At 37.6% G+C, this 19803-nt stretch carries 20 protein-coding genes and 1 other RNA gene; 9 read left to right on the top strand and 12 right to left on the bottom strand.

From position 1 onward, the window contains the following. The first annotated feature begins 228 nt into the window (after positions 1-228). Entirely contained in the window at positions 229-780 is a 552-nt protein-coding gene (locus tag Q4574_RS09710) for a PEP-CTERM sorting domain-containing protein (protein WP_303473874.1), read from the top strand. A gap of 137 nt (positions 781-917) precedes the next feature. On the opposite strand, the gene Q4574_RS09715 is transcribed toward Q4574_RS09710, so the two are convergent. The 5 genes from Q4574_RS09715 to xisR form a co-directional block, all read right to left on the bottom strand. Next, a complete protein-coding gene (locus Q4574_RS09715) occupies positions 918-2048 on the bottom strand; it encodes a collagenase (protein WP_303473875.1) in 1131 nt (376 codons plus the stop codon). A gap of 402 nt (positions 2049-2450) precedes the next feature. Next, the gene (locus Q4574_RS09720; protein WP_303473876.1) at positions 2451-3431 is read right to left on the bottom strand and encodes a reverse transcriptase family protein; all 981 of its coding nucleotides are present in this window, start codon (positions 3429-3431) and stop codon (positions 2451-2453) included. Beyond that, on the bottom strand, positions 3415-3717 hold the full coding sequence (locus Q4574_RS09725; protein ID WP_303473877.1) for a hypothetical protein: 303 nt from the start codon (positions 3715-3717) through the stop codon (positions 3415-3417). The genes Q4574_RS09720 and Q4574_RS09725 overlap by 17 nt, the downstream gene beginning before the upstream one ends. Before the next feature lie 514 nt (positions 3718-4231). Further along, entirely contained in the window at positions 4232-5296 is a 1065-nt protein-coding gene (locus Q4574_RS09730) for a tyrosine-type recombinase/integrase (RefSeq protein WP_303473878.1), read from the bottom strand. Then, positions 5296-5487, bottom strand: a complete 192-nt coding sequence (xisR, locus tag Q4574_RS09735) for an excisionase family protein (protein ID WP_303473879.1) — start codon at positions 5485-5487, stop codon at positions 5296-5298. Before xisR ends, Q4574_RS09730 begins: the two co-directional genes overlap by 1 nt. Positions 5488-5597: 110 nt before the next feature. Between xisR and Q4574_RS09740 the strand changes: the two genes are divergently transcribed. Beyond that, a complete protein-coding gene (locus tag Q4574_RS09740; protein ID WP_303473880.1) occupies positions 5598-6530 on the top strand; it encodes a hypothetical protein in 933 nt (310 codons plus the stop codon). Between the two features lie 24 nt (positions 6531-6554). Next, positions 6555-7307, top strand: a complete 753-nt coding sequence (locus Q4574_RS09745; protein WP_303473882.1) for a hypothetical protein — start codon at positions 6555-6557, stop codon at positions 7305-7307. 54 nt (positions 7308-7361) lie between these two features. On the opposite strand, the gene Q4574_RS09750 is transcribed toward Q4574_RS09745, so the two are convergent. From Q4574_RS09750 to ssrA, 3 genes are all read right to left on the bottom strand, one after another. Then, on the bottom strand, positions 7362-7790 hold the full coding sequence (locus Q4574_RS09750) for a YecA family protein (RefSeq protein WP_303473883.1): 429 nt from the start codon (positions 7788-7790) through the stop codon (positions 7362-7364). 42 nt (positions 7791-7832) lie between these two features. Further along, positions 7833-9542 (bottom strand): replication endonuclease, encoded by a 1710-nt coding sequence (locus Q4574_RS09755; RefSeq protein ID WP_303473884.1) that lies wholly within the window; start codon positions 9540-9542, stop codon positions 7833-7835. An 89-nt stretch (positions 9543-9631) separates the two neighbouring features. Beyond that, positions 9632-9991, bottom strand: a transfer-messenger RNA (tmRNA) gene (gene ssrA / locus Q4574_RS09760). A 363-nt stretch (positions 9992-10354) separates the two neighbouring features. Here ssrA and Q4574_RS09765 point away from each other — a divergent pair. Further along, entirely contained in the window at positions 10355-11593 is a 1239-nt protein-coding gene (locus Q4574_RS09765) for an NADH:flavin oxidoreductase/NADH oxidase family protein (RefSeq protein ID WP_303473885.1), read from the top strand. Positions 11594-11690: 97 nt separating this feature from the next. On the opposite strand, the gene smpB is transcribed toward Q4574_RS09765, so the two are convergent. Beyond that, positions 11691-12170: an SsrA-binding protein SmpB gene (gene smpB, locus Q4574_RS09770; RefSeq protein ID WP_303473886.1), complete on the bottom strand. Its 480-nt coding sequence runs from the start codon at positions 12168-12170 to the stop codon at positions 11691-11693. Between the two features lie 140 nt (positions 12171-12310). Between smpB and Q4574_RS09775 the strand changes: the two genes are divergently transcribed. From Q4574_RS09775 to Q4574_RS09795, 5 genes are all read left to right on the top strand, one after another. After that, entirely contained in the window at positions 12311-12742 is a 432-nt protein-coding gene (locus tag Q4574_RS09775; RefSeq protein ID WP_303473887.1) for a type II toxin-antitoxin system RatA family toxin, read from the top strand. Beyond that, the gene (locus Q4574_RS09780) at positions 12739-13071 is read left to right on the top strand and encodes an RnfH family protein (RefSeq protein WP_303473888.1); all 333 of its coding nucleotides are present in this window, start codon (positions 12739-12741) and stop codon (positions 13069-13071) included. The genes Q4574_RS09775 and Q4574_RS09780 overlap by 4 nt, the downstream gene beginning before the upstream one ends. Before the next feature lie 185 nt (positions 13072-13256). Continuing rightward, positions 13257-14249 (top strand): ribosome biogenesis GTPase YlqF, encoded by a 993-nt coding sequence (gene ylqF / locus Q4574_RS09785; protein ID WP_303473889.1) that lies wholly within the window; start codon positions 13257-13259, stop codon positions 14247-14249. A 135-nt stretch (positions 14250-14384) separates the two neighbouring features. Further along, the gene (locus Q4574_RS09790) at positions 14385-15779 is read left to right on the top strand and encodes a diguanylate cyclase (RefSeq protein ID WP_303473890.1); all 1395 of its coding nucleotides are present in this window, start codon (positions 14385-14387) and stop codon (positions 15777-15779) included. Between the two features lie 338 nt (positions 15780-16117). Next, the gene (locus Q4574_RS09795) at positions 16118-17338 is read left to right on the top strand and encodes an EAL and HDOD domain-containing protein (RefSeq protein WP_303473891.1); all 1221 of its coding nucleotides are present in this window, start codon (positions 16118-16120) and stop codon (positions 17336-17338) included. An 83-nt stretch (positions 17339-17421) separates the two neighbouring features. Here Q4574_RS09795 and Q4574_RS09800 read toward each other — a convergent pair whose 3' ends face one another. The 3 genes from Q4574_RS09800 to Q4574_RS09810 all read right to left on the bottom strand — a co-directional run bounded on the left by Q4574_RS09800 (position 17422) and on the right by Q4574_RS09810 (position 19619). Beyond that, positions 17422-17955 (bottom strand): hypothetical protein, encoded by a 534-nt coding sequence (locus Q4574_RS09800; protein WP_303473892.1) that lies wholly within the window; start codon positions 17953-17955, stop codon positions 17422-17424. A 156-nt stretch (positions 17956-18111) separates the two neighbouring features. Continuing rightward, the gene (locus Q4574_RS09805; protein ID WP_303473893.1) at positions 18112-18795 is read right to left on the bottom strand and encodes a DUF2461 domain-containing protein; all 684 of its coding nucleotides are present in this window, start codon (positions 18793-18795) and stop codon (positions 18112-18114) included. 11 nt (positions 18796-18806) lie between these two features. Continuing rightward, positions 18807-19619: a pyruvate, water dikinase regulatory protein gene (locus tag Q4574_RS09810; protein ID WP_303473894.1), complete on the bottom strand. Its 813-nt coding sequence runs from the start codon at positions 19617-19619 to the stop codon at positions 18807-18809. Between the last annotated feature and the right edge of the window lie 184 nt (positions 19620-19803).

Consider the following 19803-nt stretch of genomic DNA (forward strand, 5'->3'; position numbering starts at 1 on the left):
CTAGTTTGTGGCTGTCCATACTTGAGTTTGTACATGAGTTAGGTGAGTTGCCGACGTTAAAATTTTGCCTACCAGTAGTGCTTTTTAGCCACTTTAAATTAGTCAGTATTTTTTACAAAATGTATATTTTAATAAGTGTGTAAAATAAATATCCTTATTAAACAATTATTTATGATTTGGCGTGACCTTTGCATTTCTTGGTTATCTTGACAATATAGAGTAAATGAAATGAATAAAGTATTACTGACCCTTGCACTTCTTTTTGTTGGTACAGCAAATGCGTCTTTAATTTATAATGTGGAAAGAGTCATTGGGGCTGGTGGTGTCACTGGTTCAATTACTACAGATGGTTTTTTAGGAACATTGGCTACGAACAATATCATCGATTGGGACTTAACGCTTAATGATGGTTCTAATACGTTTAATTTAATCGGCCCTGGAAATGTGGGTACGAATTCTGACCTTTTGATAAATGGTTCCTCTTTGACGGCTACAAACACAGATTTATTATTTGATTTTTCTGGTGTTGGTCTCGTACTATTCCAAAATCCCTTTACTGGTTCTGGTATAAACTTTTGGTGCGTCGAGGGTGTAAATTCCGCCTGTGCAAGTTCAGGCAGTAGTACAGAGAGTCTTTATCTATCATCGATGTCTTATGTTGTGAATAGCGGTGTTGTGAGCATTGCATCAACGTCAAGCCAGTCGGTTCCTGAGCCATTGTCTTTAGCATTACTTTGCATGGGGTTGTTCGGACTGCGTTTTTCTACGAAGCGTAAATAAGTTTTCAATAGTAATCGTTTAAGTACATCTACGGCCTGTTCTTTGAAACGGGCTTTTTTTTTGCCACATGTTATGATAAATGATGGAGAGTGCCATGGCTTTACTTGTTAAAAGCTAATGGACGTTTGCTAATAATTTTAAATATGTTTTAACCAATGAGTAAAATTATTCTGCAACATCGATAACCGATAAGATGATATGCGCTCTATATCACTGATGTTAACCACATTACAGCCATTGTTGTTTTCTTCCAATAAAAGGCGAGCCAGTGTTTGCTGATGGTTTTCCATTAGGTATGCAATAAATGCCCAACTGGTAGCATACATCATCGTTTTGTCGGCTTCCCAGAGACTGCCGTTTGCTTTAAACAGTGTTGTAAGAGGCAGTGTCCCATGTTTTTGGATATGTGCTCGCCATTGGCTATTGGAAGGGGAAGTCGACTGACTTGATTCTGCGTATTCAGCGATACCTTCATTCAGCCATTTGCTCATATGACCGAACCAATGCCGATTGATCGCGTGCATCGCTTCGTGAACAGCCGTATCCACACTCTGCTTATCATCATTGATCATAACAACAGATTCGTTAATATGACTAACATAAAAACCAATAGCCGATTCTATAGTGGGCGCGACCTGCTTCTGGTATTTATTGTAGCTATTAATATCTTTGAAAAATCTAAAATTAATGGTGATAGGTCTTACTAAATCCTTTGCTGTAATTTGTGCAAACAAGTCTTTGTTTGTCATTACCCTTGAGTGAATTTCTTGTTGTAGACGATAGGGCGGTACCGTACCTGAGTAATTGATAGATAATGCCTCGGGTTGGATGGTTGCAATGACTGAAACGGAGGTATCACTGTTCACGGATCTGGATTTGTCACTTATATGACGGTTACCATCGTTATCTATCCAAGTGTAAATTTGTTTACTCTTAAGATTTGGCCGAGAATCAGAGCATAGGGATCCCGTGGTAGATAATTCTCCATGATTATTGATATTGGCAATTAGTTTAGCAGAATCCGGCTGTTGGCCACTGGCAGGTAAATCAATGTTGTGTTGGGGTTGAACATTATCTAAAGGGGTCAAAGGCACGGATGTGATTTCATCTTCTTCGTTAATTAATAGTTCTATATAGGATAATGGTTTCACTAACCACTCGGGTAATGCTAATCGCTCTCGCCCTAGATATAGGACTGCTAAAGAATTAACCAGGATAATCAACAATACGATAGTCAATTTGAATGTGCGACTTTTGCTAACAAGCATAAATATCCTTATAAACCGCGCCTTGTTTAAGCAATTAGATTAAATCGATAGTTATGTCACCATAGTATCGAGGGAATAGACAGTATCTCAACAAGTTGTTGTTATTCAAATTAATACCTGAGTCACCAATGCAAGATAAAAGCTAATTTCTTAACCACCCATTGAAAATAACGGGAGGATAAAGTGGAATGTTCAGAGTTGATATTAAGGGGGGAATTTTAAGGATAAGAGATAATACCATGCTGATAAAAGATAAATTCATTTAACTGATGGTATTAATAGAAATTATGTTGTCTGGAGACATAAAAAAAGACGCTAAAAAGCGTCTTCTTTTATTGATTTGGTGGAGCTGGCGGGACTTGAACTATTTTTAAAGTTATGTTTTTCAATGGAATACATATTCTATTCTCTATAATTGACTGCAGTGATACCATTCTCAAGTCGTTCTTTGCAAAGTTCTTTTGTCCATATTTTATAGTTTGGATTTATTTGGTTCGCACAGCTGACTAATCCGATAAACCGTTGAAAGAATGCTATTGATTCTTCCATACTATTTTTCGATTTTTTGATGAACCGTTCCCTGTCTCTATCATGATTTAACATTTTCAATCTCAATTTATTAGGAACATATAGCACATTATCTTTTAATATTACGCCTGTTATTAATTTAGCTGTATTACAGTCATACATTTTGAATTTGTGAATAGTGTAATTAGAATTTTTCTTAAAAAGAAATATTACTCTATCAAAAAGCTCTTTTTTAAGTTTATATTTCGCAGAAAAAGTAAGATCATCTACGTATAAAGAAAATTTTATTTCTCTCTTTTTACAATACTGAGAAACTTGATTAAATAAGTTAATATTACAAAAAAAAGTGAGATTTTGAGACAAAGAACTACCAGTAGGAATATGGCCATTGTAGGTGCATAAAACCGACAATACATTAGCTATATCAGGTTTCATTTTAAAGGTATTTATAAAACATTTGTAAACGCTTTTTACAGATGTGTCTTCGTAATAATTTTTTATATCAACTTTACTCATATACGAAGATTCTATATGACATTTAGCATTACTTACATTCGACCGACCCTTAACTCCTGAGTATAGGTATTCAGGTTTCTGAATTTTAGAGAGAAATTTCTGTATTTTTCTATGAATCCTGTTTAGCTGCGGCTTGGGGACTTGTATTTTTCTCTTAATAATTTCTTTTACACCGCTTTTAATTTTTTCCTGCTTTACATAAGAGGTGTAGTAATTGTTTTCAGGATTGTTGAGAAGAGATTCCAAACTTTTCACTTCGCAATCTAAGATTTTTGCTAGCCTTTTAAAAGTTCCAAGTTTGTAAAGTGGAGATTGATTTATATTATACTGCTTTGCCATTCAAAAATAAGCTTCCTGTCTTATAGAATATTTTGTTCAAAATTTTTAAAAAGTAAACGGATGACTTTGGAGCATTACCTTGAATGAAGCAAAATTTGAACTTATCTACATCAATTCCTATCAAGTCAGAATAGTAAAAAGAAATTCTATTTGTAACGTTTGACTGATTTAACTTAGTAGCATCTTTTTGCTCAACAGCTTCAAGTTCTTCAACTGTAATATCACATGAACTTGCAACCTCTATTGCATCTATTCCAAGGATATTTCTAAGCAATAATAAATTCATAATAACACCATATAGGTAAACGCAGGGGAGTAACCCTAGCCCTAGCAATATAAAGCTAAAAGTTTGGCACTAGCACTCCGAAGTACGTTAAACATGCAATGATGGCTATTTTAAGCAATACTTTTATTGCAAAGTAAAAACAATTTAAAAATAGCTTAATCATCAAGATTCGCCACTTAGTAGCTCTTCTCAAACTCTTAGGTTTTTCGTTAGTTTTGCGATCAATATTCATAATATTTTCTCCGTCATATGGTTGGTTCAACCCCCTGAAAGATATCAGAGGTCCACTATAAACTTCCCATCTGGAGTGGTGAGCTACTAACGAACTTTACTCCCCGACAAACCTAGCGACGATCCACTCGTCGCTTACCGGGCACGACGTGCTTAAAAGCTCGCGAGCGTTACCGGTTCAGGTAGAACATTTAAGTTCCTCGAATTAACAATTTTGAGCAATGCTCTGTGGTTAAATTCACCATTTAATCGCGTAATTAGATTACCTTACCGTGGTCATTTGTCAATTATTAATCCACCGCCCATAAACTTTTCTAATCATGCCCCAGTCAGCGTGCCCCATTTGTGCGGCAACCCACATTGGTGGTTTTCCCTTAGATAGCATCATTGAAGCGTATGTATGTCTTGTTTGATATGGGCATCGGTATTTAACTTGGCTCGTATTGAGTGCAGTTTTCCAAATATATTTTCTTAAACCTTCTGCATTTTTGAATGTTTTACTCGTTCGCGGATCAACAAAAACACGTTCGGCATTAGTATGTTTACTGGTAAGTTGGAGCTTGAGAGCTTCTTGTGCTTTTGGATGCATATCCATATCTCTTATACTTCCACGTGTTTTCGGATCCTTTTCAACTCCATGTGAAATACTTTTACGCACGTGTATCTTAGTGTTATCGAAATCAATATCCTCCCACCTCAAAGCTAATAATTCACCAGTACGCATACCTGTATAAAAAGCGACTTGAAAATATGCTTTATAAGGGGATTCTAAAGCAGACAGTATTTTGTCGATTTCTTGCTGGTTAAAAGGTTCAGGTTCTTTTTGTTGTACTTTGGCTCTGCGGGTACGTTTTATGGGATTTACATCAACAATTTCGTCAAGAAATGCTTCTTCAAATATTTGATTAAGGATATTACGGATTTCATTCATAGATTTTCCGGACATTTTTTGAACTTTTGCCCAATCGTGATAAATACTAGGAGTAAAGTCTTGAAGTTTGATTTGGCCAAAATTCGGCTTTATATGAGTATTATATTTTTGGCTATAGCCTCGAATTGTAGTGTGTGACCAGTTGGCTTGGTGGCGACCAAACCAAATGGATGAATATGCATCTACCGTATAGCTAGCACTTTTAAAGTCGAAAGCTTTTTGTAATATTCCGCTATTAGGATATTTGTCTAACGCAGTTTTATCACTTATCGAGATCGCCATTTTATAAACTGCTTCTTGTTCTATTAACCGCTTTTCTGCACTTTTGTTATGTGGCGCAGGGATGGACTCCCTATATCGAACACCATTCAAAGTGAAGTCCATTACATATCCACCTTTTGATATTTTTACTGTCATTACGGCCTTCCTTCTATCCATTTGTAAATTGCTTCAACATTCATCATTAGCCTCCCGTCAGGAGCTTTATGGAAATGAACATTTTTTTGCCAAATACCTTTTTTGGTTTTGTTGTTAATTGCTTCTCTCGTGTATCCTGTGATTTCGGATAGTTTTTTGGTCGTGACATATTTCTGAGTTAGGGCAATCATTTTTGTACCTCCGTATTAATTGAGGGGTTAGAATGGTCTGTAAAGGTTTGGTAAAACAGGGTTTATACCGGTATGAAACCGGTTGATATTATTTTGTTAGGGAATTAAAAGTGGTTGATATTCAAAAGCTTAATGGGGTTCTAAAGACTGCTAAGCAAATCCTAAATGAAAATCAGAATTTGAATAAAGCTGAAGAAATACTTTTAGCATTAATTACAAAATCCTTAGAATTAATTGAAGAATCGGTTCCAATTAATAATATTTGTTTTACATACAAAGAAATTTACTCATTTGTATGGTCAGATAATGTTGACGCTGACAAAGCAAGAAGAGTAGTAAATAGCCATAAAGATAACCTTAAAGAGCTTTTATCAGCGGAATCTAAATTTAGTAAAAGTTTGTTAGAGAAAGGGCATAACAGACATCTCGAAATAAATAGCAATGATTCGAAAGGTGGCGCAAAAGCATTTTGGTATTTAACTCTTTCAGATATTAACTCACCTAACTTTGAACCTAGTAACCAGATCAGCTATAAACCCATTTCAATTCAAAAACCTTATTTCTGGGTAAAGCCATTATTAAAAGTATCACTCCAAGGAAAAGGGGCTTTTTTCTTTGTTTGCATACCCGTAATTGGAATCATTGGAATCCCTTTTTTGATCTACTTACTTGGTACGACAAATTATGTTTGGGTTTCTATAATCTCAGTATTTTTCCTTTACTTTTTAGTACGAGCGATATTCGTAATATACGAGTTAATGGAAAAAGGTGTTTCTTCTGTACCTGATTTTATGGTTAGGTTTAAAACATCAAACACTTTGTTTGTTGTCACTAGGGATAAAAGTATAAAAGATGAGAAGGAACCGAAATCAATTGAAATTGTACAATATGAAGCGAGTTGTCCTAAGTGCGGTGATATTGTATTTATTGAACATGGAATAAAAGAGTTCAAAGGAAGGTACGTGGGCCGTTGCACTTTAGCACCATCAGAGCATCAGTTTTCTTTTGATCATGTTTTAAAAATTGGTAAATGTTTACGCTGATTTACCTATAAAAAGGGTATGTTATTGAATAATCAAATAAAATCTAGAGATAGGGAATTGTCTGATGGACTTTTAAGACAACGAAGAAACTTAATTATGTCTTCAATAGGCATTTTGATTTTTGTCGTTTTAGGATTTGAATTAGAAACAGTAAGATTTTTAGGAAACACTGTTAAATTAACTAGTCATGAAAATGTATATGTCGTTCTTCTTTGTATCCATATATATTTTTGTTTCAGGTTTGGCCAGTATTATTTAGAAGAAAATCATAGGCCTAGTTTTTTAAGTGTTATTAGAAGCAATAATCAGAATTTGGAAAAATTATATTTTGAGAGTTTAGCATTAAAATCATTAGATCAATTTTTCAGGAATAAGAAAAATCAAGTTTTTGTACTATTACCGAGATTAGCAACTGAAGATAATGAGTTATACAAACTAAAATCGGAAGGGGATCCCAATTTCTTTTTTGCTCAGACTCCCGTTTACGTTTCACTAGGAGATGAGTTATATCGTTCTATATTTGAATATAGCCCTGAAAATAAATTGATTGTTAAAAATAAAGTGGATTTTAGAGGTTGGGAAGTTCTTGAAAAACTAGAAAACATTAACTCATTTAAGACCCCTTTTTTACATAAAAATCTGGAGTACAGCCGTCTAAAAATTATTTTAATTAGAATTAAATCCTTTATTAAATATTTGGTTATTCAATCTAATTTTTCAGACTATGAGTTCCCAATAGTTTTAGCACTTATTCCATTTTTATTATCAATGTATTAATAGACTAGTGTCACCCAAACCAATCAAAATCCAAATTATTAAAGAGCGTTTTACTTAAATAAATTCAGGTAAAGATAAAAACTTAACAGCGTTGAACTTTTCCTTGGCTATATCCATGGCAGCTTCGGCACTTTTGTATTTAAAGCTAAACTTTACTTGGCCGTCTTGTTTACCCATGACAAACCAATCGCCTGGTTTAAGCATGTCAAAATCCAACATTTTATTATGTTCTAACGCTACTGATTGATTGGCTTTTATGACATGGCAACAAGCGTTATCAAAGTCGATATCAAAAGGGGTGTGACTCTCATATTCCTTTGTAAAACCGTGATAAACTGTCACTTCAAAATCATCTTCTAAGAACTCAGGCTCTAAGGTTTGTTTAACGTCGAAAGTCTGTGATTTTTGGTTCATTAACAAACAGCATTTTTTAAATTTTTTGCCACTTCCGCAAGGGCATTGATCGTTTCTTTTAGTTTTCATATTTGTTCTTTATTTGTCGTTTATTAAGTTGAGTACAGTTATTTACACAAGTCCAAGACCTACGGGATTGGAGCTCCTCCCCGCAGGCGGGGCCCCTCCCCAAGCCCTTCGGTAACCACCGGAGGCTTCATCAACTGCTCGTCCGTCCCGTGGGGCGGGCGAGCAGTTGATTTGCTCCGGAGGTGACGATAAGAGCTTCCAGCCTTTATCTTCTATAGGGTAGTTGTTAGTCGTTGAGCGAATAGAGCAGGGCTTTTTGTTAAATGCATGCTCAGATAAAGTGGAAGCCTCTAAACCTTCTAAGTGTTTTTTTAATTGCTTCTTGTATTCAATGGCAAAGGGACGATCTTGTTTGGGGATATTGTGACCTCCCATTAGCACTAGGTAAGTTAACCAATCGGATGAATCAGCTGCTTTACGGATTTCTTCCAACTCAGAAGATTTTGATTCTTTTGTTTTTCTAAGTTCTCTCCATAAACTGACAGATGGCCCACCAATAAATTGAAATTGACGTATCCTAAATAATGATGCCCATGCAGTGATCCGTTTTGCCGAGGTTTTCGCATCATTACCGTATTTATCTTTATCGATGTATTCACCATCAATGTTTTTGCAAACGTATTTTGCAATATAGTCCTGCGCTGACCCTTTTTCGGGAATGATTTCTTTCGCATTAAACCTGTTTTTTTCAGCACCACGTTCAGCGCCATCATCTTCCAAAGCATAAAATTTTAAAATTTCAGTAACACGATGTGCATGCTCAGGAGCCATGAATAACATTAAGTGCCAATGTGGCGTTCCGTCATGGTGTGGCTCAACAACGCGTAAACCATAAACTTGTATATTTTCTCTGTGGAACTGGGCACGGGTCTTTTGCCATTGTTTACACAAATAATCGTTAGTTTCTTTCACATTGAAATTCTGATATTTCGGGTTTGGTCTACCTGTTTTGTAGTGAGAGTGATATTTGGAAGGGGACGTAATTGTATAGAAGTACCCAATGTGCCCAAGCAATTTTGAATATTCTTCAGTTCCTTTTATGCGTACCATTAGTTCAGCTCGTCTAATAGCTGGATTCGATACATTACTTTTATAAGCGTCTAACATTGAGATTAGTTCACCGCTGGCGCTGCAAAACCAGTTTTTAGACATGTATTCTAAGGATTGTTCTTTTTCCCATTCCCATTGACGAAGTTGATCATTACTACAATAGGGGCTTTTAGACTGATTGATTAAATCTAGTGAACGACGCACCTGTTCAAATTTTTGTGAGGCAAGTTGCTTTAATTTTAGAAACCAGAATTTTTCATTTTTTGCTGATGCAATATTTTCTATATCACTGGCTTTTTCAGGAAGTGTGATTCCATACTTCAATAGCTTTGCTTTGCACCATGCTACTGACTGAGCATCATTGAGACCAACGGTGTCTAATATGCACTCCATTGACTTCTTATTAGCAAATTCTCTAATTTCTTTAATGTCCCAAGTGATATTGAGATCTGCAATATGGATTTGCTTATCAATTCGATTCAGAAACCGATTTGCGTGAACATAATCTAACTCACGGGTAATTTTTAAGTATTTATGAGCTGTATCGTAGGAAATAGGGGTGATGCGATTGAATATCTTTTTACGAAATTCATGGCATTCTCGCGTACCAATGCCTTGAGTAAGTTCGTCAGGAGAGGTTACAGATTTGAGACATTTACTTGCAGATTTGGGACATTCTGTAGCCTTTTTAAGACCACGCATGACCGCATGCTGTGAATGTGATGATTCACTGGAGGCTATATAGTTAGGGGGATTCGACGGTCTAGAAGGGTCTAAACCGTCATTTTGTTTGGTGGAGCTGGCGGGACTTGAACCCGCGTCCAGAAAGCTTCAACCGTCGGTACTACATGCTTATTTTGTCTTTTATTTAACTATTTTGGACTCCGACAAACAGGATTCCTAGTAGCTGTTCCGATACTATTTCGCGGTTCAACCTCGGACAAGTTTCCCTCGCTATTCTATTAGTATGACCTTCCAAACCTTCACGAATAGAAGACGGCTGAAGTGGAAGGGCCTATACAGGTTATTAAGCTGCTAGTGCGTAGTTTTCGTCGTTTGCGACTATTTTTTTGCGGCTGTTTAAAGAGGCAAACCGCACCTCTGCATGCACCTAAGGCATCCCGATTCCTGTCGAATCCAAAATCAGCCCCGATGTAGTACTTTTTCAAGTAGCAGATAGGATAACACATCCTTCTATAAAACAATATGTGGGGACAATAAATTTTGTTTCAAGTGGTTGGGTTTTAATCGTTTATGAGTATTCAACATAGTTTAGACGTTTTATTGTGCAGCTTGACTTAGTAAAAGGAGTATATAAGTGCATTTATTTAGCGTCACCTCACTGAAAATCGGTTTTTGACAACCTAGGGTGGCTAAATGATAAGATTTGTTAATCCAGACTCCAAAGGGGAGTGACCCTTGTAGGGGCTAATTATTTTGGGTTAGTTGTTGTGCAAATAACTATTCTGATTTGATTAAGTCATGGTTAACTATTGCATACTAAGAAGAGTTTAATGACGAACGACATATTTGCAGCTTTTTCGCTGCCCAGTGGTAAAACCTTAAAAAATAGATTGGTAAAAGGGGCAATGGAAGAGAATTTGGCAAATGCCAAGCAATTGCCCGATGAAACCCTATTTAATTTGTATCAAAAATGGGCAGAAGGGGGCGTAGGTCTCATTATTACTGGTAATATTATGGTCGATGCTATGGCCATGACAGGCCCTGGGGGAATGGCTTTAGAAGAAGATACGGATTTAGCTCCATTTGCGACTTTGGCGCAAAAAGCAAAACGCAATAATACACGAGTTTGGATGCAAATTAATCATCCAGGACGACAGGTATTTAAAAAAATGGGGGGCAAAGTCTTGTCACCGTCGAATGTGGCCCTTGATCTTGGCAAGCATTCTAGGCTATTTGGTCAACCTAAGGCGATGACTGAGGAGGAAATTCAAGATGTCATTCAACGCTTTACTGAAACCGCACTGTTGGCCGAAAAAGCGGGGTTTGATGGCGTTGAAGTGCATGCAGCTCACGGCTATTTGCTCGCACAATTTTTATCACCTTTAGTTAATCAGCGCACTGATCAGTGGGGCGGAAGCCTGGAAAATCGCGCCCGTTTATTAATCGAGATCATCACTGCGATAAGAAAGTCTTGTGCTAAGGACTTTAGCGTGGCAGTGAAGCTTAATTCCGCTGATTTTCAACGTGGTGGTTTTGATGTTGACGATGCCATAGCCGTTGTGAAAATGCTTGAACCCCTGCATGTTGATGTGGTTGAACTTTCAGGTGGAAGTTATGAAGCGCCTGCGATGCAAGGGCATACTGCAGATGATAGAACACTAGCAAGGGAAGCGTATTTTCTTGAATTTGCCAGCAAAATTGCTCAACAAAGCCACATCCCCATCATGACGACAGGGGGGATTAAACGCTTACCGGTTGCTCAAAAGGTGTTGGAGTCTGGTGTTGATTTAGTGGGAATGGCCACAGCACTCGCCTACAACCCTGATTTACCGAATCATTGGCAACAAGTGCCCGGAATGGTCAGCATGACACCGCAAGTGGGATGGAAAGATAAAACCTTAAGTGGCATGGCTAATATGGCGTTGGTGAAACGACAACTGCGACGGCTCGGCAAGGGTAAGCCAGTAAAACTCAATGCATCTGCGTTTATTAGTGTCGTGCTAGATCAAATTTTAGCGGCTAAATTAACTAAGCGTTACCGACGCAATATGCCACATACAACTAAGTGATAGTGGCTTTTAGCAATTAATTTACTACGTCAATCCTTCGGCTTGTAAACTAGCCTAGCCCAATTACATGAAATGGGCTAGTTAGCCAAGCATAGCGTTAAGCGCTATGTTTCATCATACGTTCTTTTTGCCTTGCCCAATCGCGATCTTTTACTGTATCTCGTTTATCATGGGCGTCTTTACCTTTGGCTAAATGTATTTCTACTTTTACCCAACACTGCTTCCAATACATAGCTGTGGCGATAATAGAGTAGCCTTGTCGTTCTCTTGCGCCCATTAATCGGTCAATTTCACGGCGGTGAATAAGTAACTTTTTCTGACGATCGGGATCACACACAACATGGCTAGAAGCCTGATTTAATGGAGTAATCTTACAGCCTTGCAAATAAGCTTCGCCATTGTGAATATTCACAAAGCTATCTGTCAGGTTAACTTTTCCAGCACGAATACCTTTCACTTCCCAGCCTTGTAGTTCTATACCTGCTTCGATTTTATCTTGCAGGTGATAGTCATGACGGGCTTTCTTGTTTAAAGCTATGGTGTTGCTTTTATTTGATTTAGCGTTCTTTTTCTTCATAGTGGCGAATTATATCAGGCCGATTTAATTTGTCTGTAGATGATTTAAAAAATAGTTGTATTTACATGGATGAACTATGCAATTTGATAATTCGTGGTAAACTTCCTCGAGAAATTGCAAGGTTATTAAGAGGAAAGTGGATGGCAAGTGTTCATCGCAGTGCGCTAGTAGGATTCAGTGCCGAATCGATGTTTGATTTAGTCAATGACGTAGCGTCATATCCTGAATTTTTGCCAGGTTGCGCTGAAACGAAAGTGCTTGAACATGACAAGGATTCAATGAAAGCGGCTGTGTTGATTGCCAAAGCGGGTGTAAAACAATGGTTTACCACGTTAAATGCCTTAGATAGGGGCAAAACCATTGAAATGAACCTTATTGAAGGGCCTTTTTCCCATCTAAGTGGGGGCTGGTCATTTACCGCATTAGCCGAAGATGCGTGCAAAATAGAATTGAAGCTGGATTTTGCATTTTCGAGTCGTCTAGCGGAAATGGCGTTTGGCAAAGTATTTAATACCCTGGCTACCAATATGGTCAATGCTTTTACAGCCAGAGCGAAAGAGGTGTATTTATGAGTGATTCGCAAATCACAGTCGAGGTGGTTTACGGTATACCTAAAGAGCAGGCGTTGATTAGTGTAACTATCGAAAAGGGCAAAACGGCAGAGCAAGCAATTCAGGCGTCCGGTATTTTACGGCGCTTTCCAGAAATTGATTTATCAAAATTGAAAATTGGTATTTGGAATCGCACATGTAAGCTCTCCGAAGTACCTAAGGAGGGGGATAGAATTGAAATTTACCGTCCCCTCATAGCAGATCCAAAAGAAGTACGTCGGATCAGAGCGGAAAAAGCAAAACTAGAAGGGCGAGCTGATAAAGTTACAGGTGGAAGAGTTAAATCTTAGTGCCCCATAGGAATTAGATAGTTTGTGCAATCTAAGCGCCTCTTCCCGTTATCTTAAAAGCGAAGCCTGTCGAAAATATTGATGAATGTAGAACCTGTATTCATTGGATTAAACAAACCTTGTGTAAATTTGAATTCTATTTGGTCATGAATTCGATTTAGCAACGACATGAAAAGAATATAATAATGGCAATTCAGTGGTATCCAGGGCACATGCATAAAGCCCAAAAAGAGATAAAAGATGTTCTACCCAGTGTGGATCTGGTGATTGAAGTACTTGATGCTCGAATTCCTTATTCAAGCGAAAATCCCGCGATTAAACACTTAAGAGGTGAAAAGCCTTGTATCAAAGTGTTAAGTAAAACAGATTTAGCCGATCCTGAACTCACTCTGAAATGGCAAGAATATTTAGAGCAAGAAAAAGGTGTTAAGACATTTCCAACTACTACGGAGCAACCGGCGAAAATTAAACAAATTGTAGATCTGTGCCGCAAAATGCTGCCTGAAAAAGATGCTGGAATCAAATCCATCAATACCATGATAGTGGGTATTCCTAATGTAGGAAAATCGACCTTAATTAACACCCTAGCTGATAGGATTATTGCACAAACGGGCAATGTTCCAGCAGTGACTAAAACCCAGCAACGGATAAACTTGGGAAGTGGTATCGTGTTGTTAGATACGCCCGGAATTCTTTGGCCCAAAATTGAAAATGAAAACAGTAGTTATCGTTTGGCTGCGTCAGGTGCAATTAAAGACACGGCCATGGATTACGAAGACGTTGGCTTTTATGCGGCAGACTACCTCATTAAATACTATCCTGAGCTGATGAAGGAAAGATTTGGTTTAGACACCATACCCGATACGGAAATTGAGTTTTTAGAGGCCGCAGCAAGTAAACGTGGCGCCTTGCGAGCAGGAGGACGGGTTAATTTACATAAAATCTGTGAAGTGCTTATTAATGAGCTTCGTTCAGGTAGATTGGGCCGAATCACATTAGAAACTCCAACTATGGTGATTCAGGAAGAGAAACTTGTGGCGCAATTGGCTGCTCAAAAAATGGCTGAGAAAGAAGCGAAAAAACAGCGTTTTAAAGACGGCTCAGCAACACCAAATAAGCGTGATTCAAAAGCCATGAAAATGGAAGGGAAAACGAAAAGTAAACGACGAAAACGTTGATAGTTATTTCCCAAATTATTCAAAATAATCAAATATTTAGGTAAAATAATTGCGCATCTTGAGTTTGTGGAATAAATTAGACGGAGCTTAATTTTGTTCTATACTTAATGAATATTCATTGAGTAGATGATATTGATGGCAGACTTTATTGAGCTTAACACCAAGAAGCTTTTAGAAAACGCTCACATAGGCGTTGTGATCCATCGCTGGGACACTTCTATTATTTATGCAAACCCAACGTCTTTACGCTTATTAAGATTAAACTACAAACAAATCATCGGCAAAAGTTCTAAAGATCCTCAGTGGCGTTTTATCGATGAGTCTGGTAAAAAATTGTTGATTGAAGATTATCCAGTTAACAAAGTTAAACGAACCAAAAAACGTCTTAAAAACGAAGTGCTTGGCGTGTTAGACAGCTCGGCAGATACTATTAGTTGGTTTTTTATTAACGCTTATTTTGAAGGTGAACCCGATAGTCCCGAAACCTTTATTGTCGTAACTTTTACTGATATTTCAGACTCGAAACAATTATTTTCCTTTCAAGCCATTGTTGAAAATACTCAAGATATGGTGGTGGTTACTGAAGCGTCGGAAATTGACTATCCATTAAGTCCTAGGATCATCTATGTCAATAAAGCGTTTGAGAAGATGACCGGTTATAAGAAAGAAGATGTTATCGGTGAAACGCCGAGAATTTTGCAAGGCGCATTAACAGATAAACAAACTACAGATCGCATACATCAAAAGCTCGAGAATTTTCAGGAAGTGAGCGAAACACTCCTTAATTATGATGCTAATGGCAGACCTTACTGGATTGATATGAATATCATTCCTTTAAAAAATAAATATGGTCAAGTTACTCATTTTGCTGCCATAGAACGCGATATTTCAGAACGGAAGTTTCATCTAGAACAATTAGAAAACAAACATAATGAATTCAAAAAGTTAAAGACAGAGCTAGAAAATCTAATTGATAAAAGAACCAAAGAGCTTCAAACCGCCAACGCTAAACTGGAAAAGATTGCCTATTACGACCCCTTAACGAATATTCCCAATCGACGTTTTTTTATTGACCATGCCCACCGGCTGATTAAATCCTGCCTCAGACGAGACTCGTTAGTTGCTTTTGGTTTATTAGATATTGATGATTTTAAAGTGTTTAATGATACTTATGGCCATGATGCAGGTGATATTGTGTTGGTTGAAATCGCCAAATATTTAAACGGCTTCTTTCGGGTAGATGACGCTTTTTGTCGATACGGAGGTGAAGAGTTTGCCTTTGTTGCGGCAATTAAAGAAGCTGATGATGCATCCCGCTTGGCGGATAGGCTGTTAAATGGAATTCGCAATCTTAAGGTAACCCTTAACACTAGCACGCAAATTTCGGTGACCATCAGTATGGGAATACGAGTATCTCTGCCTTCTGAAGATCTTGATTTAGAAAAAGGTTTAAAAGATGCCGATATCACACTTTACCATTCCAAAGGAGAGGGCAAGAATCAAGTCAATATAACCTTTGATCACAAATGAATATTGGTTTGACGCAGTGTTCAATTTGCACGGTAAAGACATTGGCGTATTTTAAAAGTGGATTGGGAAAACAATGTTTAAATCCTCATATGCCCATGTTCTCTATAGGGGGAACTCAGCAAAGCGTGCTGAGTTTTGTTAAGCAATGGCAACCCCATTGTATTTTCGTAAGCTATCAGTTAAACAAGCGTTGATTCAGCAGGAGGTGTTTACCTCAAAGCTAGCCCTTAAATGAGCCTATTAGCTTAAAGTGGAATATGAAAATGGTAAACAGGTGTTTATAATTCACCATTAAGAGATTAATATTGGTCACCAAACCTGTTGTTTTTAGGAATCCTGTGAACGAGACGATTTTATTTGCGAGACAACCTATTTTCGATAGAAGTTGTAAAATGGTCGCTAGTGAGATTTTATATCGTGGAGATATATTTAACTCTGATAGTGACGATAAAGATCTTATTGCTACTCGGGATTTATTAGTTAATGTGTGCACTTCTGTTTTCAACAGTAATATAAATCTAGATCTCCCCATGTTAGTCAACGTTGATATGGGTTTTTTAGATTCAGACTACTTTTTCCCTATCCCCCCACATAATCTTATTTTCGAAATATTGGAAACCGTCGAACCTAGTGAGGATGTATTAAAACGAATTGCTGAACTAAGACGTTTGGGCTATCAATTCGCATTAGATGATTATGTACTCGAGCCATCTAAGTTTCCGTTTTTTAAACACATTAAAATATTAAAAATTGATATTCTAGATATCGACTTTAACAAATTAACTGTAATTTTTCCGAAATTAAAAAAAGTTGGTTTCCAGCTGTTGGCGGAAAAAGTAGAAGACCAAGAAAGCTTTGATAAATGTCTCGATTTAGGCTTCGATTTATTTCAAGGGTATTTTTTGGAAAAGCCAGTCTTAATTAGTGGCCAGAAAATTGATGCTAACAAAAATTCAGCGTTGCAATTAGTTTCCCATTTAAGTCGGCATGATATTGAAACCGATGAAGTTGCTGAGTTGATCTCTCGGGATCCTGTGCTCACGGTTAAAATTTTAGCATTAATAAATTGCCCGATTTATCAACTGGTTAGAGAGGTTAAATCGGTTAAAGATGCGGTGGTAAGGCTTGGTTTAAATGTGGTAAAACAATGGGCAATGATCCTAACCCTTGCATCCAATTCATCCCAACCCAAAGAGTTATTAAGAACGCTATTAATCAGAGCTAAAACCCTATCGTTGTTTTCTGATAATCCCCTTACCGGTGGCGTAAAAACAGATTCTTCAGAGAGTTTTTTGGTTGGTTTACTCTCAGGTATAGATGCGGTTTTTCAAGTTGAAATTAAAGATCTTTTAGATAGTTTAACCCTGAGTGATTCGATTAAGTCAGCCTTACTGTTTCATGATAATGATTTGGGTAAATTACTGCAAAATACCATTGGAATTGAGCGCCTAGACGACAAAGTGTTTGAACGGCTAACCAAACAAGAACTCGAACTCTTCAAGAAGTGTTATTCACAGGCGTTGACCTGGACTGATGAAGTCATGAATTACCTTGTTTAAGTGATCTTTTTGTAGATTAGCTGTTAAGCGATTTTAATCGTAACCTCGAGCAATAGAAGGGTTTTCGGACTGAGCTCCGTCTTCTAGTTTTTTTGTAAATAGCATTCAATCTTTTCCGCCGTTGCTTGAACTGTCATATGCGTATTGTCTATATGGAAAGTTTCAACATTCGGAATATTAGTTGAAAAATCGAAGTCTCTGAGATACTTATCAAGGTATGCTTTCGATTGAATTTTGTTGGTGTTTTTACGACCTGGGTTGATTACTCTACTGACGTGTTCATCATAAGCACAAGATATTCGAATAAAATTAGGCGCAATGTGGTTGCGTTTCAATAATTCAAACAAGCCTTCAATGAAATAGTTACTTGCTAGATGCACATAGCAAAACGTAAAAACGACTCCATTTGTCTTTTTATCAATCATGGTTTGCAAGGCTTCAACACATATTTTGCGCTGAAATGCCTCAAAACCGTCATTACCGAAACCCACTGCCGCACAAGAAATGTCGAAGGCCAAATGTTGTGGAAATAATCGCCAGTAATTTCTTTTTGCCAACTCTCTGGCCACACTTTCTTTACCGACTCCAGATGCGCCGTATATCATTGTAAACTTCAACGTCTATCTGCTTTTTAAATAGTATTGATAACCACAATGTAACTGTATATAAAAACAGTATCAAGTTGGTTTCGTAATCTCGTCGATATTTTAGCCAATGGGTTTAAACCAAAGCGCAATTTTCTTTGCCCCTTGGAGTCATGCAAACGAATATGTCTAGAATCGCAAGCCTAAGGCATCGCATAAAAACTTCTGAAAGGGCTGAGCTCTGCCATAGCGCCTAGCCACTTCCTCGCATAAGTCTCCACCAAATAGAAATGTTTCAGGTAATGGACAAACAGCAATAAAGTCTTTGCGCTTTATTTCTTCAATCAATTGATGTTCGCCGTTGAAACCTTTAGGAGGGCGTTTCAATTTATCCCCTGAGAGTTCATAGATTTGTTTAAATGGCGCGTGCTGTATTGCGTCCTCGTACGAATCAGGTTTCAAGGCAATGTGTTCACGGATGGATTTCAATGCGTCGGGTTCTGGCCGCCAAGTGCCCACTGCAATAAATACATTTTCCGGTTCAATATGCAAATAAAAACCAGGAGCATGTACATTTTTGCCAATTTCATGACGAAATTGAATGCCTAGGTTAGTTTTGTAAGGGGATTTATCTTTGCTAAAGCGAACATCTCGGTAGGGGCGCATCATCGATCCTCCTACCTTTTTCGCTATTGCCTCATAGTGTGGAGAAATCATCTTAATCCAACTATCCATGCTGTCAATAAATTCAAGGGTAGGGGTACGAACTTTGTCTTCATACTCCTGTTTATGGTCGGCAAACCACTCTTTATTATTATTACTAGCCAATTGTCTCAGAAACGTCAGCAAACTTGGATCAAAATGAGTAAACATACAGTAACGTCCTAATATTTGCGCCTTTGAATACCTGTTTCTGCCAATATCTTAGCTGACATCTCTTCAATGGAGAATTTTGTGCTATTCAAAAAGGGAATTTTTTCCTTACGATATAAGTTTTCCACTTCTCTCAATTCCATGCGGCATTGTTTCATCGAGGCGTAACGGCTATTTGCTCGTCGCTCCGAACGAATTGAGTGCAACCTTTCTGCGGCAATGGTTAACCCAAACAACTTATCTTTAAAACGTCTCAATGCAGGGGGAAGTTTCAAAATATCGCCCATATCTTCTTCGGTGAAAGGGTAATTTGCCGCCTTAATTCCAAATTGTAATGCCAAATATAGACTGGTGGGCGTTTTTCCTGAGCGAGATACCCCACATAGAATAATATCGGCTTCATTGTAGTCTTTTACATTAGAGCCATCGTCGTTAGCTAGCGCATAATTGACTGCATCAATTCTATTGTCATAGGTCTTTTCATGGATACTATGAGTTCGATGCTTTTCTGGCATCGACGGAACACCAAGTGCTTTTTCTAGGGGAGCTACAAATTGGTCAAGGAAGTTATAATTAATCCCCACCGACTTAGCTATCATTTTTCGAATATCGGTGTTTACGATGGTATAAAATACCAATGGGCGTAAACCGGTCTCCTTAAATTCCTCTGAAATCTTGTTTAATACTTTTTTAGCTTGTTGTTCAGTTTCTACGAAAGGTTCGGTGTAATGTTTAAATTCTACGGTGAAAAGCGACAGTAAAGCATGGCCAAACACTTCTGCGGTAATGGCTGTGCCATCAGATATGTAAAAAGCTGATCTCACTACAATTCCTTAACAATGTTGTAATTTTATTACAGAAAGAAATTAAATTTTACTTTCATCTTTACACCATTCTAAAATCCCTGACGCAAAAAGCCAGAAGGTGAACAAAATAAATTCGTATGCACCAATCTGAACACTATTTTGCGATAAAACTTATTTCGTTTGCGCCTTAGCAATCGAGCCC

This window comes from Aliiglaciecola sp. 3_MG-2023 (assembly GCF_030548205.1).
Lineage (GTDB): Bacteria > Pseudomonadota > Gammaproteobacteria > Enterobacterales > Alteromonadaceae > Aliiglaciecola.

Coding starts and splice junctions, on each gene's coding strand:
- Q4574_RS09710 (WP_303473874.1), top strand. CDS start 229: ATGAATAAAGTATTACTGACCCTTGCACTTCTTTTTGTTGGTACAGCA.
- Q4574_RS09715 (WP_303473875.1), bottom strand. CDS start 2,048: ATGCTTGTTAGCAAAAGTCGCACATTCAAATTGACTATCGTATTGTTG.
- Q4574_RS09720 (WP_303473876.1), bottom strand. CDS start 3,431: ATGGCAAAGCAGTATAATATAAATCAATCTCCACTTTACAAACTTGGA.
- Q4574_RS09725 (WP_303473877.1), bottom strand. CDS start 3,717: ATGAATTTATTATTGCTTAGAAATATCCTTGGAATAGATGCAATAGAG.
- Q4574_RS09730 (WP_303473878.1), bottom strand. CDS start 5,296: ATGACAGTAAAAATATCAAAAGGTGGATATGTAATGGACTTCACTTTG.
- xisR (WP_303473879.1), bottom strand. CDS start 5,487: ATGATTGCCCTAACTCAGAAATATGTCACGACCAAAAAACTATCCGAA.
- Q4574_RS09750 (WP_303473883.1), bottom strand. CDS start 7,790: ATGAAAACTAAAAGAAACGATCAATGCCCTTGCGGAAGTGGCAAAAAA.
- Q4574_RS09755 (WP_303473884.1), bottom strand. CDS start 9,542: ATGCGTGGTCTTAAAAAGGCTACAGAATGTCCCAAATCTGCAAGTAAA.
- Q4574_RS09765 (WP_303473885.1), top strand. CDS start 10,355: ATGACGAACGACATATTTGCAGCTTTTTCGCTGCCCAGTGGTAAAACC.
- smpB (WP_303473886.1), bottom strand. CDS start 12,170: ATGAAGAAAAAGAACGCTAAATCAAATAAAAGCAACACCATAGCTTTA.
- Q4574_RS09775 (WP_303473887.1), top strand. CDS start 12,311: ATGGCAAGTGTTCATCGCAGTGCGCTAGTAGGATTCAGTGCCGAATCG.
- Q4574_RS09780 (WP_303473888.1), top strand. CDS start 12,739: ATGAGTGATTCGCAAATCACAGTCGAGGTGGTTTACGGTATACCTAAA.
- ylqF (WP_303473889.1), top strand. CDS start 13,257: ATGGCAATTCAGTGGTATCCAGGGCACATGCATAAAGCCCAAAAAGAG.
- Q4574_RS09790 (WP_303473890.1), top strand. CDS start 14,385: ATGGCAGACTTTATTGAGCTTAACACCAAGAAGCTTTTAGAAAACGCT.
- Q4574_RS09805 (WP_303473893.1), bottom strand. CDS start 18,795: ATGTTTACTCATTTTGATCCAAGTTTGCTGACGTTTCTGAGACAATTG.